We start from the raw sequence: 14,751 nt of genomic DNA, 5'->3' as shown, positions 1-14,751 counted from the left end.
CCTCTCAGTACCGGATCCGCGGGTCGACGACCGCGTAGAGGATGTCGACGAGCAGGTTGACGAGGATGAACAGGCCGCCGTAGACGATCACGCAGCCCAGGACGACGGGGTAGTCGCGGTTCTGCACCGCGTCGAAGATCAGCGAGCCCATGCCGGGGATGCTGAAGATCGACTCGAGGATCACGGTGCCGCCGAGGATCGCGCCGACCTGCAGGCCGAGCAGCGAGAACACGGGGATGAGGCTGTTGCGACCCGCGTGCTTGGCCAGCACGGTGAACTCCGAGGCGCCGCGCGAGCGGACCGTCCGGATGAAGTTCGAGCCGAGGACCTCGAGCATCGAGGAGCGCAGCATGCGGGCCACGCCGGCCATCGACCCCACCGCGAGCGCCAGCGCCGGCAGGGCGAGGTGCGTGAGGTTCTGGGCCAGGTTCTCCCCCGGCCCGACGTAGACCAGCGGTGGCGACCACCCGAACCACTGCGCGAGGTAGGTGATGAGCAGCAGCGCCAGCCAGAAGTTCGGGATCGACATGCCCACGACCGCCAGGACGCGCAGGATCTGGTCGGTCAGGGAGTTCGGCTTCAGCGCCGAGATCACGCCCAGGGGGATGCCCAGGGCGAGGCCGAGGAACAGGGCCAGCAGGCCCAGCTCGAGCGTCGCGGGCAGCCGCTCGGCGATGTGGTCCACGACCGGGCGCCCGTCCTGGAACGAGGTGCCGAAGTCCAGCCGCATCGCGTCGGTCATGAAGGTGAAGAACTGCGAGACCAGCGGCTCGTCGAGACCGAGTTCGGCGGAGCGCTGGGCGACCTGCTCCTCCGTCGCGCCGGGTGCGTCCGCCAGCTGGAGGCGGACGACGTCACCCGGGATGAGCCGCAGCGTGAGGAAGGTGAACGTGGCGACGAGCCCCAGGACGAGGAGTCCGTAGCCCACGCGACGGCCGGCGAAGGTGATCATGCGTCGACGACCTTCCGCTCGTCCACGAGGTGGCAGGCGACCTCACGCTGGCCCAGCTGGAGCAGCTGCGGCTCGTCGTGGTCGCACGGCTCGAACCGGCGCGGGCACCTCGTGTGGAAGTGGCAGCCCGACGGCGGGCGGCTCGGACTCGGGATCTCGCCGGCGAGTGGCGAGCGCAGGTGACCGCGGTTCTCCAGCGACGGCACCGCCTCGACCAGTGCCGCCGTGTACGGGTGCTGCGGCGCGTTCATGAGGTCGTCGGTCGGGCCGGACTCGACGACCTTGCCGAGGTACATCACGCAGATCCGGTCGGACATGTAGCGCACCACGTTGAGGTCGTGCGCGATGAAGAGGTAGCTCAGCCCGAGCTCGCGCTGGACCTCGCGCAGCAGGTTGAGGATCTGCGCCTGCACCGACACGTCGAGCGCGGACACCGCCTCGTCGCACACGATGAGGTCGGGGTCGGTGGTGAGCGCGCGGGCGACGCCGATGCGCTGGGCCTGGCCGCCGGAGAACTGGTGCGGGAACCGCTCGAGCGCCCGCGACGGCAGGCCGACGAGGTCGAGCAGCTCGAGGCAGCGCCGGTGCCGCGACTCCGGGGTGCCGATCCCGTGGACCACCATCGGCTCGGTCAGCACCTCCTCGATCGTCATGCGCGGGCTGAACGAGCTGACGGGGTCCTGGAAGACCAGCTGCATGCGGCGGCGGAGTCGGGCGAGGTCGCGGCGGCCCAGCCTCGAGACGTCGCTGCCGTCGAACGAGACCCGGCCGGAGGTCGGCTCCAGCAGGCTCAGCGCGAGCCGGCCGAGGGTCGACTTGCCCGAGCCGGACTCGCCCACGAGGCCCACGGTCTCGCCGCGGCCCACCGAGAGGCTCACGCCGTCGACGGCGCGCACCGGAGGCTGGCGCTTGCGGCCGGGAAAGTGCTTCACCACGTCGCTCAGCTCGAGGATCGGACCGGTCGACGGCGTCACCTCCGGCACGACGCTGACGGGCGACTCGGTCACCGGCGCGACCGGCGTCCCGGCGCTCATCGCGCCACCCCCGCCGCGAGGGCCGGCTCGTCGGCCTCGGCCACCCGCCAGCACCGGGCGTTGCGCCCGTCGATCTCGAGCAGCTGCTGCGGCTCGTCGCACCGGCCGGCCTCCGACAGCGGGCACCGGGTCGAGAAGCGGCACCCGGTGGGCATCGCCTCGAGCGACGGCACCACGCCGGGAATGGCCGGCATCGGCTCGTCGCGCGGCGTGTCGGGTCGGGGGATCGCTCGCAGCAGGGCCTGCGTGTACGGGTGCTTGGGGTCGGTGAGGATCTCCTCCACCGTCCCGGTCTCCACGACCTCGCCGGCGTAGAACACCGCGACCCGGTCGGCCATCTCGGCGACCACGCCCATGTCGTGGGTGATCAGCATGAGGGCGACGCCCGTCTGCTGCTGCAGGTCGCGGATGAGCCGCAGCACCTGCGCCTCGACGGTCACGTCGAGCGCCGTTGTCGGCTCGTCGGCGATGAGCAGCCGGGGCGAGCACGCCAGGGCGCCGGCGATCATCACGCGCTGGCGCTGGCCGCCCGAGAGCTGGTGGGGGTAGGCGTCGACCTTCGACTCCGGATCGGGGATGCCCACCTCGGAGAGCAGCTCCACCGCGCGGCGCCGGGCCTGCTTCTTCGACATCCTCTGGTGCATCCGCAGCGCCTCGGACAGCTGGTTGCCGACCGAGAACAGCGGGTCCAGGGCCGTCATCGGGTCCTGGAAGACGATCGAGACCTCATTGCCGCGCAGCTGGCGCAACCGCTTCTTCGACGCGTGGGTGATGTCCTCGCCGTCCCAGCGCACCGTGCCGCCGCTGATCCGCCCGTTGCCGAGCAGTCCGAGCATCGCGAGCGCGGTCACGCTCTTGCCCGATCCGGACTCGCCCACGACGGCGACGGTCTCCCCGGCCCGGATGTCGAGGCTCACGCCACTGATCGCCTCGACCTGCCGGCCGCCGGTGCTGAACTCCACGTGCAGGTCGTCCACCCGGACGAGCCGCTCACCTGAGGTGGTCACAATTCCGTACCCCAATCTAGAATCTCACTCTAGGATGGCTTGATCATCCAGTGCGGGCACGGATGTGTCAAGGGTCACATCCCGCGCTGCGCGACCTACCCGGCGTGTGACTCGGAGTGACACCACGGACGGGTGGTGCAAAGAACGTGATTTTAGAATATGGTTCTATTCGGGAGGTGCCGTGAGGAGCCAACGACCACGTGCCGGCGCCGCTGCCTGGTCCACGCTCTGCGTCGTGTGCCTGGTCAGCATGCTGATCGGTCTCAACTCGAGCACCGTCAACGTCGCGCTGCCCGCCCTGACGCGGCACTTCGACGCGACCCAGCTGCAGGCCAGCTGGCTGATCCTGGGCTACATGGTCGCCAGCACGGCGTGCCTGCTGCTGTTCGGACGGATCAGCGACATCGTCGACCAGCGGCGCTTCTACCTCGGCGCGCTCGCGCTCTACACCATCTGCAGCCTCGCGTGCGGCTTCGCGCCCACGGTCGACTGGCTGATCTGGCTGCGGATCGTGGCCGCGCTGGGCGGCGCGATCCTGCTGGGCAACGGCGCCACCTTGATCCACGCGATCTTCCCGCGTGACTCCCTCGGCAGCGCCATGGGCCTGTACGCCGCGTCGTTCCCGATCGCGAGCCTCATCGGCCCGATCGCCGCCGGCATGATCCTCGAGGTCACCGACTGGCGGTGGGTGTTCTGGATGAACGTCCCGATCGGCCTGGTCGCCTTCACCACGGGCTGGTTCCTGCTGCGGCGCAAGGACGAGCGCGAGGAGAAGACCTCGCTCGACCTGCCCGGGAACGTGCTCGTGATCGCCGTCATCACGCTCACGACCGTGGGCATCTCGCTCGTCACCGAGTTCACGTGGAGCAGCCCGTGGGTCTGGGGCAGCCTGCTGCTCGCCCTCGCGCTGCTGCCCGCCCTGGCGTTCGCCGAGCGCCGCAGCCGCCACCCCGTCATCGACGTCGAGACACTGCGCACCCACGGCATCGGCCTGCTCCTGCTGGCGGGGTTCTTCCTGAGCGCGGGCCGGTTCCCGGCCATCGTCCTGATGAGCCTCTACCTGCAGGGCCCGCTGGGCTTCCGGCCCAGCGAGACGGCCCTGCTCCTGCTGCCGATGCCGATCGGCAGCATCCTCGGATCGCTGTGCGTGGGGCGGCTGTCCCGGCGGTGGCGATCGCGGCAGATCTCCTCGTTCGGCGCGATCGTCGGCCAGCTCGGCGTGTTCGCCCTGGCCGGGGGCGTGTTCACGCAGAACACGTGGGTGCTGGGTGTCGGGCTCGTCCTCATGGGCATGGGCACGGGCCTGTTCATCGGCTCGAACGCGACCTCGCTGCTCGAGGCGACGCCCGAGTCCAGCCTCGGCGTCGTGAACGGCATGCGGCTCGCGGTGCAGAACACCGGCAACGTGCTGAGCCTCGCGGTGGCCCTGACGCTCATGACGATCGGCCTCAGCCCGGCGCTGAGCGACGCGGTGCTGCAGGCGTCGATCCCCGGCGATCCGCCCGCCGAGGTCATCGCGGGCTTCGGCTACGCCCTCCTGCTGCTGTGCATCCTCGGGCTCATCGGCATGACGCTCTCCATCGTCGCGGCGCTGAAGCCGTCGCCGGAGATCCTCCAGGAGCACGACGCGGTGGCCCTGCAGGGCGCCGCCGAGCCCACCTGAACCGTCAGTCCGCCTCGATCCCGAGGTGCACGACGAAGCCGCCGGGGTCGCGCACCTGCGCGACGCGCTCGCCCCACGGCATCGGCGCCGGCTCGGCGATGCTCGTCGCGCCCGCCCCGAGGGCCGCCCGGTAGGCGTCGTCGAGGTCGTCGACGTAGAGCCACAGCGCCATCCCGATCGGCTCGGTCCCCAGGTCGTCGTCGACGGCGATGCCGATCGACGAGCCGCCCAGCGCGAGCGCGACGTAGACGTCGCGACCGCCGACGTCGAACGCGTAGGTGCGCTCCGCGCCGAAGGCGTCGCGGTAGAACGACTCGAGCCTCGGCAGGTCTCGCGTCGCCAGGATCGGGAAGCCGCCCGTCACCCCCATGGGGGCAGCCTACGAAGGGCGCGGGGTCAGATGCCCAGGGAGCGCCCGACGATCTCCTTCATGATCTCGGTGGTGCCGCCGTAGATCGTCTGGATGCGCGTGTCGCGGTACGCCTTGCTGATCGGGTACTCGCTCATGTAGCCGTAGCCGCCGTGCAGCTGCAGGCACGAGTCGACGGTCCTCTTCTGCAGCTCGGTGGTCCACCACTTGCCGGCCGCGGCGTCGTCGATCGAGAGCTTGCCCTCGTTGAGCGCCTCGACGCTGCGGTCGACGAAGACCTGGGCGATGCGCTGCTCGGTCTCGAGCTCGGCCAGCACGAAGCGGGTGTTCTGGAACGAGCCGATCGGCTTGCCGAACGCCTTGCGGCTCTTCACGTACTCCAGCGTCATGTCGATGACCTGGCGGCACGCGGCCGCCGCGACGACCGAGATCGTGAGGCGCTCCTGCGGCAGCTTCTCCATGAGGTAGACGAAGCCGCGGCCCTCCTCGCCCAGCAGGTTCTCCACCGGCACGCGGACGTTGTCGAAGAAGAGCTCGGCGGTGTCCTGCGCCTTGAGGCCCAGCTTGTCGAGGTTGCGGCCGCGCTCGAAGCCCTCCATGCCGCGCTCGAGCACGATCAGCGACACGCCCATCGCGCCCGCATCGGGATCGGTCTTGCACGCCACGATGACGAAGTCGGCGTTGATGCCGTTCGTGATGAAGGTCTTCGCGCCGTTGACGACGTAGTGGTCGCCCTCGCGCACGGCCGTGGTGCGGATGCCCTGGAGGTCGGACCCGGTGCCGGGCTCGGTCATGGCGATCGCGGTGATCATCTCGCCCGACACGAACTTCGGGAACCAGCGCTGCCTCTGCTCGTCGTTCGTGTAGCTGAGCAGGTAGCCCGAGACGAGGTCGGTGTGCAGCGCGAAGCCGACGCCGCTCGCGCCGACGCGGGTGAGCTCCTCCTGAAGCACGACGTTGTAGCGGAAGTCCGAGACCCCGCCGCCGCCGAACTCCTCGGGCATCATGAAGCCGAGCAGGCCCAGCTCACCGGCCTTCGTCCAGACCTCGCGCGGCACGATGCCCTCGCGCTCCCACTCCTCGTGGTGGGGCACGACCTCCTTCTCCAGGAAGGTGCGCACGGTGTCGCGGAACGACTCGTGCTCGGGCTCGAACAGGGTGCGCTCCATCAGTTCTCCTCGTTCTCGACGGCGACCTTGTTCTCGATCAGGTCGTCCACGTCCTCGATGCCCCACGCGGTCAGCGCCTCGCGGGTGCTGGCGCCCGGCCGGTCGGGCGCCCGGTGGATGCCGGTGCCGGTGGCCGAGAAGCGGGGGGCGGGTGCGGGCTGGGTGACGCCGTACTCCTCGACGTACGTGCCCCGCGCGACGTGGTGGGGGTGCTCGAACGCCTCCTCGAGGGGCACGACGGGGGCGACGCAGGCGTCGGTGCCGGCGAAGAGCGCCGTCCACTCCTCCTGCGTCCGGCTGAGGAACCAGGTGCGCAGCGTCTCGCGCAGCTCGGCCCAGTTCTTGGGGTCGTTCCGGTCGGGCAGGTCGCCCAGGCCGACCGAGGCGAACACCTCCTGCATGGCGTACCAGAACCGCGGCTCGAGGCCGCCGACGCTCATCCAGTAGCCGTCCGAGGTCTCGTAGACGTCGTAGAACGGGGCTCCGGTGTCGAGCAGGTTCGTGCCGCGGCGGGGGCTCCACGCGCCGGACTGCTGCATGCTCACGGTCATCGCCATGAGGTGCGCGACGCCGTCGGTGATCGCGGCGTCGACGACCTGCCCCTCACCCGTGCCGCGGGCGTGGGTGAGCGCGGCGAGCACGCCGGTGACGAGGTACATCGACCCGCCGGCGAAGTCGCCCAGGAGGTTGAGCGGCACCTGGGGCGGACCGCCGGCGCGGCCGATCGGGTCGAGGCCTCCGGCGACGGCGATGTAGTTGACGTCGTGGCCGGCGGAGGAGGCCAGCGGGCCGGTCTGGCCCCAGCCCGTCATCCGGCCGTAGACCAGGCGCGGGTTCCGCTCCAGCGCGACCTCGGGGCCGAGCCCGAGACGCTCCATGACGCCGGGACGGAAGCCCTCGAGGAGGATGTCGGCGCGCTCGACCAGCTGGAGCACGAGCTCGACGCCCTCCGAGGTCTTGAGGTCGACGGCGGCGCTGGGCCGGTTGCGGCCCAGGATGTCGCGCTCGGGAGGCGCGACCTGCAGGGCGTTGCCGCCCGGACGGTCGATGCGGATGACGTCGGCACCGAGGTCGGCGAGCAGCATCGCCGCGAACGGCCCGGGCCCGATCCCGACCATCTCGACGACGCGCACACCACTCAGGGGTCCTGTGCTCTGGGTCACGCCGTGATTCTGACACCAACGCTGTCACAGTGGCAACCGACTCCCGTGTGGCCCGGTTCACAGCGCGCGCGAACTGTGCGATGCTGCATGCGACATCGTGAGTGTCACATCGGTCGTGCCGGTGTGCGATCCCCCGAGGAGTCCCATGAAGTGCGAGCTGGCGTACACGCGACGCGGGCAGGGCGAGCCGCTCGTCCTCCTGCACGGCATCGGCCACCGGCGGGCCGCGTTCGACCCGGTGATCGACGAGCTGGCGCAGGACTACGACGTCATCGCGGTCGACCTGCCGGGCCTGGGCGACTCCCCCGCCCTGCCCGCCGGCACCGGCTACAGCGCCGAGAACGTCGTCTCGGTGCTCGCCGAGAACTTCGAGCGCTGGGGCGTGGACCGGCCGCACGTCGCGGGCAACTCACTCGGTGGCCTGATCTCGATCGCGCTCGCCCAGCACGGGCAGGTGCGCTCGGCCACCGGCCTGTCGCCGGCCGGCTACTTCCGGCCGTGGAGCCTGCTGCAGGCCACGCTGACGCTGCTGCCGCTCAAGCTCGGCTCGTACCTGCCGAAGCCGGTGCTGCGCCTCGCGGCGAGCGTCGCGATCGGACGCTTCCTCATCGGCTTCGTGCTCTACCGCCACCCGGGCCGGTACTCCGCCGAGCGCGTCTACGGCGACGCGCTGGCGATGAGGAGCGGCAAGGGCTTCTGGCGCTACTTCCTCCGGTGCGTCCCGCTGGGGTTCACCTCGCCCGCGGCGTTCCGCGGCTCGGCGAAGGTCCCGATCACGATCGCCTGGGGCGACCACGACCTCATCCTGCACCAGTCCCAGGCCAAGCTGGCCGCCAAGCGGATGCGAGGCGCCGAGTTCGTGACCCTCAAGGACTGCGGCCACGTCCCCATGGGCGACTCCCCCGAGCAGGTCGTGGCGGCCATCCGCCACACCACCGCCCGCGCCACCGCCGCCTGACTCACGCCTCCGGCGCGCGAGATCTGTAGCGGTATCCACCGTTCTTCCGGTGGATCCGCCGAAAAGGCGTGGACAGCGCTACACATCTGACGCCCCGGAGGGGCGGTCAGCGGTGACGGGCGAGGAAGGCCGCGGTCCGCGGGTCCTGCGGCGCGGTGAAGAGCTGCTCGGGCGGCCCGGCCTCCACGATGCGGCCCTCGGCGAGGAACACGATCCGGTCGGCGCACTCGCGGGCGAAGTCCATCTCGTGGGTGGCCATGACGATGGTGCGGCCCTCGTCCTTGAGCTGGCGGATGACGTCGAGCACCTCGGCCACGAGCAGCGGGTCGAGCGCCGACGTCACCTCGTCGAGGAGCAGCAACTCGGGGTCCATCGCGACCGCGCGCACCAGCGCGACCCGCTGCTGCTGACCGCCGGACAGCGAGTCGGGGTAGGACCCCGCCTTCGCCTCCAGCCCCACGCGGGCGAGCAGCTCGTGGGCACGGCGCACGGCCTCGGCCTTCGAGACGCCCTTGACCCGGCGCGGCCCCAGCGTGAGGTTCTGCAGCACGCTCAGGTGCGGGAACAGGTTGAAGGCCTGGAACACCATCGCGATCCGGGCGCGGGTGGCGTTCTCGTCGATGGCCGGATCGGTCAGCTCGAGGTCGCCCAGGAAGATGTCGCCGTCGTCGGTCTGCTCGAGCAGGTCGATGCAGCGCAGCAGCGTGGACTTGCCCGAACCGGACGCGCCGATGAGGCAGACGACCTCACCCGGCTCGACGGTCAGGTCGATGCCGTCGAGGACGACGTGGTCGCCGAACGACTTGCGGACTCCTGCGACGCGCAGCATCAGCTGCCTCCCTGCCGGCGCATGGAGCGGATCGTGAGCCAGTCGGTGAACCGCGCCAGCGGGATCGTCACGACGATGAAGAACAGGGCGGCCACGCACAGCGAGGTCACGTTGAAGGTGCTGGCCTGGTAGACCGAGGCCGCGCGCAGCGCCTCGACGAGACCGATCGTGGACACCAGCGCGGTGTCCTTCTGCAAGGACACGAAGTCGTTCATCAGCGGCGGGGTCACGTTGCGGACGGCCTGCGGCAGGATCACGCGGGTCAGGGTCTGGCCGTAGCCGAGGCCGAGGGCGCGCCCGGCGGCCCACTGGGTGGGGTGCACCGAGAGGATGCCGGCACGGATGACCTCGGCGACGTAGGCGCCGTAGCTCAGGGTCAGCGCGATGACGCCCAGCCAGAACAGGCTCGTGGGCACGCCCGCCAGGCCCAGCGCCGGGAAGCCGAAGCCGACGAGCATCACGACGAGGATGGTGGGGATGCCGCGGAACACGTCGGTGTACGCGGCGGCGAGGATCTTGAACGGCGCCATCGCGGGCGACGGGATGACGCGGACCACCGCGACCAGCAGCGCCAGCGGCAGCACGAGGGCCTCGACCGTGAGGAACAGCCGCACGTTGAGCCAGAAGGCGTCCCAGATCGCGGGGAAGGACTCGCGGGCGTGGTACCCGCTGAAGAAGGTCTCGCGGACGCGCGGCCAGCCGGGCGCCGACGTGATCACCCAGGCCAGCAGGCCGAGGACGACGAGGCTCGAGACGGTTCCCACCGCCGCGCGGCGCAGCGTGCGACGACGCCGGACGGCGTTGCGCTGCTGCTGCCGCGCGGACAGCGGGGGTGGGCCGAGGGGCCCGGGGTCGGCGTGGGTCACCGGGTCACTTCAGGACGGGGACGTCCTGCGACTCGGCCAGCCACTCCTGCTCGAGGTCGGCGAGCGTGCCGTCCTCGGTCAGGGCCGTGACGGCCTCGTCGACACAGGAGGTCAGCTCGCTGCCCTTCTCCAGCAGGAGGCCGAACTGCTCGGGCTCGCCGCCGTCGAAGTCGAACTGACCCGCGATCGTCGCGTCCTCGAGCTCGGCGGCGACGAGGTAGAAGGCGCTGGGCAGGTCGGCCACGATGCCGTCGACCTGGCCGTTGGCCAGCGCGAGCGCGGCCTTGGTGGTGTCGTCGTAGACCAGCGGGGCGTCCTGCGTCTCGAGCGACTCGATCGCCTTGAGCGACGTGGTGCCGATCTGTGCGCCCAGGCTCGCGGTGCGGAAGTCGTCGAGGCTCTTGGCATCGGCGAACTTCGAGTCCGAGCGCACGATGATCGCCTGCGCGGCCGAGTAGTACGGCTTGCTGAAGTCGACGGCCTGCTGGCGGTCCTTCGTGATCGAGATCTGGTTGATGTCGAAGTCGAAGGCCTTCTTGCCGGGCTGGTACGAGGTGTTGAAGGGCACCTTGGTCCACGCGACCTGGTCGCGCTCGAAGCCCATCTGCTCGGCCACGGCGTAGGCGACGGCGGACTCGAAGCCCTTGCCGTTGCTGGGGTCGTTGTCGACGAACCACGGCTCGAAGGCGGGGTCGTCGGTGGCGATCGTGAGGGTGCCGGACTTGACGAGCGGCAGCTGGTCGACCGCGCAGTCGGCGGTCGCGCCGGCGGTGGAGTCCGAGGACGCGTCGTCGGAGTCGTCGGCCGGGCCGCAGGCGGCCGCGACGGAGAGGAGGAGCGCCAGGGGGACGGCGAGCAGGGAACGCTTCATGGTGCCCATCGTAATGTGCGTGAGACCCGGTCTTGCCCAGCGGACTCTTATGAACCTCGTTGCATATGGGCGTCGGGCGCCCTAGGCTCCCGCCCATGGCCCTGGACCACGCGATCCTCGTGTCGCTCACCGAGCGCGCCGCGAGCGGCTACGACCTCGCCCGGCGCTTCGACGCGTCCATCGGCTTCTTCTGGCCCGCCAGCCACCAGCAGATCTACAAGGTGCTGGCGCGGATGCAGGAGGCTGGCTGGGTCGAGGGCACGCTCCAGGAGCAGGACGGCCGGCCCGACAAGCGCACCTACGCGATCACCGCCGCCGGCGAGGCCGAGCTCGACCGCTGGGCCGCCGAGCGCAGCGGTCGCGAAGCCCTCCGCAGCGACTTCGCCGTCAAGCTGCGCGCCTTCCGCGACCCCGAGGCGATCCTGGCCGACACCCGCGACCGCCGCGCCGCCCACGTGGAGCGGCTCGCCGAGTACGAGGCGAGCGAGGCCCGCTTCTACCCCGACCCCTCCGCCCTCGAGGGCGCCGACCTCGGCTCCTGGCTCGCGCTGCGCGGCGGCATCGTCGGCGAGCACCAGGGCATCGCGTGGTGCGACGAGATCCTCACTGCCCTCGAAGGGCGCGAATCCCGATGACCAGCACGATCACGCCCAGCGTCATCGCCGTGCCGATCAGCACGAGGTGCACCCAGAAGAACGACGTCGGCTCCTGCCACCTCGCCCCGCCCCACGCACGGTCGTCGTCGACGATCGCCTTGAAGAACCGGGGCCAGATGACGACGTTGAAGACGCCGGCCGCGATGAGCAGCCAGGACGCGAGCTTTCCGATCACCACCCCATCCTCCCAACCGAAGGGAAACCGCCCATGAAGGCCTTCCGCGAGCTCGTCGAGAGCAGCATCGAGTCCGGCTCACTGGCCGGCGTCGAGGACCTGCTGGCCGACGACGTCGTCTTCCGCAGCCCTGTCGCGCACAAGCCGTACCCCGGCAAGGCGATCACCACGGCGATCCTGAACGGGGTCGCGCGGGTCTTCGAGGACCTCCACTACGTCAGCTCCATCGAGGAGGGCAACCGCAGCGCCCTCGTCTTCGAGACGCGGATCGGCGACACCACGATCAACGGGTGCGACTTCATCACGACGAACGACGAGGGCCTCATCACCGAGTTCACCGTGATGGTCCGCCCGATGAAGGGCGCCACCGCCCTCATGGAGGCGATGGCCGCGCAGTTCCCGCAGATCGAGGCCGACGCGATCGCGTTCACGGAGCGGCAGCGGTGAGTGAGTTCCCGCACCTGCTGAGCCCGCTCGACCTGGGTTTCACCACGCTGCGCAACCGCGTGGTCATGGGCTCGATGCACACGGGCCTGGAGGACCACGCGAAGGACATCCCGAAGCTCGCGGCCTACTTCGCCGAGCGCGCCAAGGGCGGCGTCGCGCTGTCGGTCACGGGCGGCTTCGCGCCCAGCTGGCGAGGCTGGCTGCTGCCGTTCGGCTCGGAGATGTCGCGCAAGCGCCATGCCGACAAGCACCGGCTCGTCACCGACTCGGTGCACGAGCACGGCGGCAAGATCGCGCTGCAGGTCCTGCACGCCGGGCGCTACGGCTACTCCCCCTTCAAGAAGGGCGTGTCGTCGGTGAAGTCGCCGATCACGCCGTTCAAGGTCTCACCGATGTCGACACGCGAGGTCGACCGCACCGTCAGCGACTTCGCTCGGACGGCGGCGCTGGCCCAGCGCGCCGGCTACGACGGCGTCGAGATCATGGGCTCCGAGGGCTACCTCATCAACCAGTTCCTCACCGCGCGCACGAACGACCGCACCGACGCGTGGGGCGGTTCGGCCGCGAAGCGCATGCGCTTCCCGATCGAGATCGTGCGCCGCACGCGCGAGCTCGTCGGCGAGGACTTCATCGTGCAGTACCGCATCAGCCTGCTTGACCTCGTCGACCAGGCGCAGACGTGGGAGGAGACCGTCGAGCTCGCGCAGGCGCTGGAGGCCGAGGGCGTCACGATCTTCAACACCGGCATCGGCTGGCACGAGGCGCGCATCCCCACGATCGTCACGAGCGTCCCGCGCGGCGCCTTCACGTGGGTCACGGCGAAGCTGCGGGCCGAGGTGGGCGTGCCCGTCGTGGCGTCCAACCGGATCAACACCCCCGAGCAGGCCGAGGCGATCCTGGCCGCCGGCGAGGCCGACCTCATCTCGATGGCGCGGCCGCTGCTCGCCGACGCCGACTTCGTCAACAAGGCCGCCGAGGGCCGCTCCGACGAGATCATCACGTGCATCGCCTGCAACCAGGCCTGCCTGGACCACACGTTCAAGAACCAGCGCGCGAGCTGCATGCTCAACCCGCGCGCCGGCCACGAGACCGAGCTCGTGCTGCTCCCGACGCGCAGCGCCAAGCGCGTGGCGGTCGTCGGCGCGGGTCCGGCCGGGCTCGCCGCCGCGGTCGAGCTCGCGGGTCGCGGTCACGAGGTCGAGCTGTTCGAGGCGCTGCCCGAGATCGGCGGCCAGTTCCGGCTCGCGATGCAGATCCCCGGCAAGGAGGACTTCGCCGAGACCGTCCGCTACTACTCGGTGATGCTCGAGCGCCGCGGCGTGACGGTGCACCTGGGCCGATGGGCGTCCGTCGAGGACCTCAGCGGCTTCGACGAGGTCGTCCTCGCCACCGGTGTCGAGCCGCGCGTTCCCGAGATCCCGGGCGTCGACCACCCCTCGGTGGTGACGTACCAGCAGCTGATCCGCGAGCAGGTCGTCGCGGGCGAGCGCGTGGCGGTCCTCGGCGCCGGAGGCATCGGCTACGACGTCTCGGAGTTCCTGCTGCACGAGCCCGGCGAGTCGCTCGAGCACTGGATGGGCCGCTGGGGCGTCACCGATCCCGCCCTCGAGCGCGGCGGCCTGGCCACGAAGACGGCGGCCCCGCCGCGGCGCGCCGTCACCCTGCTGCAGCGCAAGAGCAGCACGTTCGGCAAGGACCTGGGCAAGACGACCGGCTGGGTGCACCGCACGACGCTGAAGGACTCCGGCGTCGAGTTCGTCGGCGGCGTCCGGTACGACCGGATCGACGACGAGGGCCTCCACGTGACGATCGGCGCCGACGGGGACTCCCCCGCGTCGCGCGTCATCCCCGCCGACACGATCGTGCTGTGCACCGGGCAGGAGTCCGTGCGCGACCTCGTCGAGCCCCTCGAGGCCGCCGGCGTCACCGTCCACGTCATCGGCGGCGCCGACGTCGCCGCCGAGCTCGACGCCAAGCGGGCCATCAAGCAGGCCACCGAGCTGGCGGCCCGGGTCTGACGGCTTCCTGGGGAATCTGTCCACCGCCGACGGCACACTGAAGGCATGACGAGGCGCGTGGTGCTGCTGCGGGCGGTGAACGTCGGGGGCGCGAAGCTGCCGATGGCCGAGCTGCGTGAGGTCGCCGAGGGGCTCGGGGCGCGCGACGTCTCCACCTACATCGCCTCGGGGAACCTGCTGGTCGACGTCGAGGACCCGGCGGCGTTCGACCGCGCGCTCGAGCAGGCCGTCGAGGAGCGCTTCGGGTTCTTCCGCGAGGCGATCAGCCGTTCGCCCGCGGAGCTGCGCGCGGCTCTGGAGGCGCATCCGTTCGAGGTGGTCGAGAAGCGGTTCTCCTACGTCACGTTCCTCGCCGCAGAGCCGACGGCCGCCGCGATCGCGAAGGCACGGACCTTCGAGACCGGTGACGACCGGTGGGAGGTCATCGGCCGCGAGCTGCACATCCGGTACGCCGACGGCGCCGGGCGACCCCAGATGAAGGACGCCTCCATCGGGCGCGCGCTCGCCGTGCCCGGCACCGCCCGCAACCTCAACACCGTGGAGAGGCTGCTCGGGCTCGCCGAGGGCTGATCC

16 protein-coding genes are annotated in these 14,751 nt (G+C 70.7%); 6 read left to right on the top strand and 10 right to left on the bottom strand.

Annotated elements, in window-relative coordinates:
• Window positions 1-4: 4 nt before the first annotated feature.
• The 3 genes from ACGWYL_RS06435 to ACGWYL_RS06425 are packed head-to-tail and all read right to left on the bottom strand — an operon-like array spanning window position 5 to window position 2,993.
• Window positions 5-952, bottom strand: coding sequence for an ABC transporter permease (locus ACGWYL_RS06435; RefSeq protein WP_179427200.1), 948 nt, complete (start codon window positions 950-952; stop codon window positions 5-7).
• Window positions 949-1,986, bottom strand: a complete 1,038-nt coding sequence (locus ACGWYL_RS06430) for an ABC transporter ATP-binding protein (protein WP_269304576.1) — start codon at window positions 1,984-1,986, stop codon at window positions 949-951. The genes ACGWYL_RS06435 and ACGWYL_RS06430 overlap by 4 nt, the downstream gene beginning before the upstream one ends.
• Window positions 1,983-2,993 carry an ABC transporter ATP-binding protein gene (locus ACGWYL_RS06425; protein ID WP_179427204.1) on the bottom strand — a complete coding sequence of 337 codons (1,011 nt, stop codon included), beginning with the start codon at window positions 2,991-2,993 and terminating at the stop codon, window positions 1,983-1,985. Before ACGWYL_RS06425 ends, ACGWYL_RS06430 begins: the two co-directional genes overlap by 4 nt.
• A 235-nt stretch (window positions 2,994-3,228) precedes the next feature.
• On the opposite strand from ACGWYL_RS06425, the gene ACGWYL_RS06420 reads away from it, so the two are divergent.
• On the top strand, window positions 3,229-4,656 hold the full coding sequence (locus ACGWYL_RS06420; protein ID WP_269304574.1) for an MFS transporter: 1,428 nt from the start codon (window positions 3,229-3,231) through the stop codon (window positions 4,654-4,656).
• A gap of 4 nt (window positions 4,657-4,660) precedes the next feature.
• On the opposite strand, the gene ACGWYL_RS06415 is transcribed toward ACGWYL_RS06420, so the two are convergent.
• The 3 genes from ACGWYL_RS06415 to ACGWYL_RS06405 are packed head-to-tail and all read right to left on the bottom strand — an operon-like array spanning window position 4,661 to window position 7,358.
• Window positions 4,661-5,026 (bottom strand): VOC family protein, encoded by a 366-nt coding sequence (locus tag ACGWYL_RS06415; protein ID WP_395486710.1) that lies wholly within the window; start codon window positions 5,024-5,026, stop codon window positions 4,661-4,663.
• A 26-nt stretch (window positions 5,027-5,052) separates the two neighbouring features.
• Window positions 5,053-6,195, bottom strand: coding sequence for an acyl-CoA dehydrogenase family protein (locus tag ACGWYL_RS06410; protein ID WP_395486709.1), 1,143 nt, complete (start codon window positions 6,193-6,195; stop codon window positions 5,053-5,055).
• A complete protein-coding gene (locus ACGWYL_RS06405) occupies window positions 6,195-7,358 on the bottom strand; it encodes a CaiB/BaiF CoA transferase family protein (RefSeq protein WP_395486708.1) in 1,164 nt (387 codons plus the stop codon). Before ACGWYL_RS06405 ends, ACGWYL_RS06410 begins: the two co-directional genes overlap by 1 nt.
• Window positions 7,359-7,503: 145 nt before the next feature.
• Between ACGWYL_RS06405 and ACGWYL_RS06400 the strand changes: the two genes are divergently transcribed.
• On the top strand, window positions 7,504-8,316 hold the full coding sequence (locus ACGWYL_RS06400) for an alpha/beta fold hydrolase (RefSeq protein WP_395486707.1): 813 nt from the start codon (window positions 7,504-7,506) through the stop codon (window positions 8,314-8,316).
• Between the two features lie 106 nt (window positions 8,317-8,422).
• Here ACGWYL_RS06400 and ACGWYL_RS06395 read toward each other — a convergent pair whose 3' ends face one another.
• Genes ACGWYL_RS06395 through ACGWYL_RS06385 form a run of 3 tightly spaced genes read right to left on the bottom strand, consistent with a single transcriptional unit; the run spans window position 8,423 to window position 10,882 of the window.
• Complete coding sequence (locus ACGWYL_RS06395) at window positions 8,423-9,145, bottom strand: amino acid ABC transporter ATP-binding protein (RefSeq protein WP_179427214.1); 723 nt, start codon at window positions 9,143-9,145, stop codon at window positions 8,423-8,425.
• On the bottom strand, window positions 9,145-10,011 hold the full coding sequence (locus ACGWYL_RS06390; RefSeq protein ID WP_395486706.1) for an amino acid ABC transporter permease: 867 nt from the start codon (window positions 10,009-10,011) through the stop codon (window positions 9,145-9,147). Before ACGWYL_RS06390 ends, ACGWYL_RS06395 begins: the two co-directional genes overlap by 1 nt.
• A 4-nt stretch (window positions 10,012-10,015) precedes the next feature.
• Window positions 10,016-10,882 (bottom strand): transporter substrate-binding domain-containing protein, encoded by an 867-nt coding sequence (locus tag ACGWYL_RS06385; RefSeq protein WP_269304567.1) that lies wholly within the window; start codon window positions 10,880-10,882, stop codon window positions 10,016-10,018.
• A 95-nt stretch (window positions 10,883-10,977) separates the two neighbouring features.
• Here ACGWYL_RS06385 and ACGWYL_RS06380 point away from each other — a divergent pair, with 95 nt between their 5' ends.
• Window positions 10,978-11,517 carry a PadR family transcriptional regulator gene (locus ACGWYL_RS06380; RefSeq protein WP_179427218.1) on the top strand — a complete coding sequence of 180 codons (540 nt, stop codon included), beginning with the start codon at window positions 10,978-10,980 and terminating at the stop codon, window positions 11,515-11,517.
• Here the strand turns inward: ACGWYL_RS06380 and ACGWYL_RS06375 are convergent.
• Window positions 11,486-11,713: an SCO4848 family membrane protein gene (locus ACGWYL_RS06375; protein ID WP_218845954.1), complete on the bottom strand. Its 228-nt coding sequence runs from the start codon at window positions 11,711-11,713 to the stop codon at window positions 11,486-11,488. The genes ACGWYL_RS06380 and ACGWYL_RS06375 overlap by 32 nt on opposite strands.
• A gap of 33 nt (window positions 11,714-11,746) precedes the next feature.
• Between ACGWYL_RS06375 and ACGWYL_RS06370 the strand changes: the two genes are divergently transcribed.
• Genes ACGWYL_RS06370 through ACGWYL_RS06360 form a run of 3 tightly spaced genes read left to right on the top strand, consistent with a single transcriptional unit; the run spans window position 11,747 to window position 14,748 of the window.
• On the top strand, window positions 11,747-12,160 hold the full coding sequence (locus tag ACGWYL_RS06370) for a nuclear transport factor 2 family protein (protein WP_179427222.1): 414 nt from the start codon (window positions 11,747-11,749) through the stop codon (window positions 12,158-12,160).
• Window positions 12,157-14,178, top strand: a complete 2,022-nt coding sequence (locus ACGWYL_RS06365; protein ID WP_395486705.1) for an FAD-dependent oxidoreductase — start codon at window positions 12,157-12,159, stop codon at window positions 14,176-14,178. Before ACGWYL_RS06370 ends, ACGWYL_RS06365 begins: the two co-directional genes overlap by 4 nt.
• Window positions 14,179-14,223: 45 nt before the next feature.
• Window positions 14,224-14,748, top strand: coding sequence for a DUF1697 domain-containing protein (locus ACGWYL_RS06360; protein ID WP_269304561.1), 525 nt, complete (start codon window positions 14,224-14,226; stop codon window positions 14,746-14,748).
• Window positions 14,749-14,751: the final 3 nt, after the last annotated feature.

The organism is Aeromicrobium sp. JJY06 (assembly GCF_044069275.1).
Taxonomy (GTDB): domain Bacteria; phylum Actinomycetota; class Actinomycetes; order Propionibacteriales; family Nocardioidaceae; genus Aeromicrobium; species Aeromicrobium tamlense.
Note: the sequence above shows the minus strand (reverse complement) of the source record. Positions and strands in the feature narration are given on the sequence as shown.

Excerpts from the sequence above, each read along its gene's own strand:
- ACGWYL_RS06380 (WP_179427218.1), top strand. The coding sequence starts at position 10,978 with ATGGCCCTGGACCACGCGATCCTCGTGTCGCTCACCGAGCGCGCCGCG.
- ACGWYL_RS06430 (WP_269304576.1), bottom strand. The coding sequence starts at position 1,986 with ATGAGCGCCGGGACGCCGGTCGCGCCGGTGACCGAGTCGCCCGTCAGC.
- ACGWYL_RS06385 (WP_269304567.1), bottom strand. The coding sequence starts at position 10,882 with ATGAAGCGTTCCCTGCTCGCCGTCCCCCTGGCGCTCCTCCTCTCCGTC.
- ACGWYL_RS06415 (WP_395486710.1), bottom strand. The coding sequence starts at position 5,026 with ATGGGGGTGACGGGCGGCTTCCCGATCCTGGCGACGCGAGACCTGCCG.
- ACGWYL_RS06410 (WP_395486709.1), bottom strand. The coding sequence starts at position 6,195 with ATGGAGCGCACCCTGTTCGAGCCCGAGCACGAGTCGTTCCGCGACACC.
- ACGWYL_RS06395 (WP_179427214.1), bottom strand. The coding sequence starts at position 9,145 with ATGCTGCGCGTCGCAGGAGTCCGCAAGTCGTTCGGCGACCACGTCGTC.
- ACGWYL_RS06360 (WP_269304561.1), top strand. The coding sequence starts at position 14,224 with ATGACGAGGCGCGTGGTGCTGCTGCGGGCGGTGAACGTCGGGGGCGCG.
- ACGWYL_RS06435 (WP_179427200.1), bottom strand. The coding sequence starts at position 952 with ATGATCACCTTCGCCGGCCGTCGCGTGGGCTACGGACTCCTCGTCCTG.
- ACGWYL_RS06370 (WP_179427222.1), top strand. The coding sequence starts at position 11,747 with ATGAAGGCCTTCCGCGAGCTCGTCGAGAGCAGCATCGAGTCCGGCTCA.
- ACGWYL_RS06400 (WP_395486707.1), top strand. The coding sequence starts at position 7,504 with ATGAAGTGCGAGCTGGCGTACACGCGACGCGGGCAGGGCGAGCCGCTC.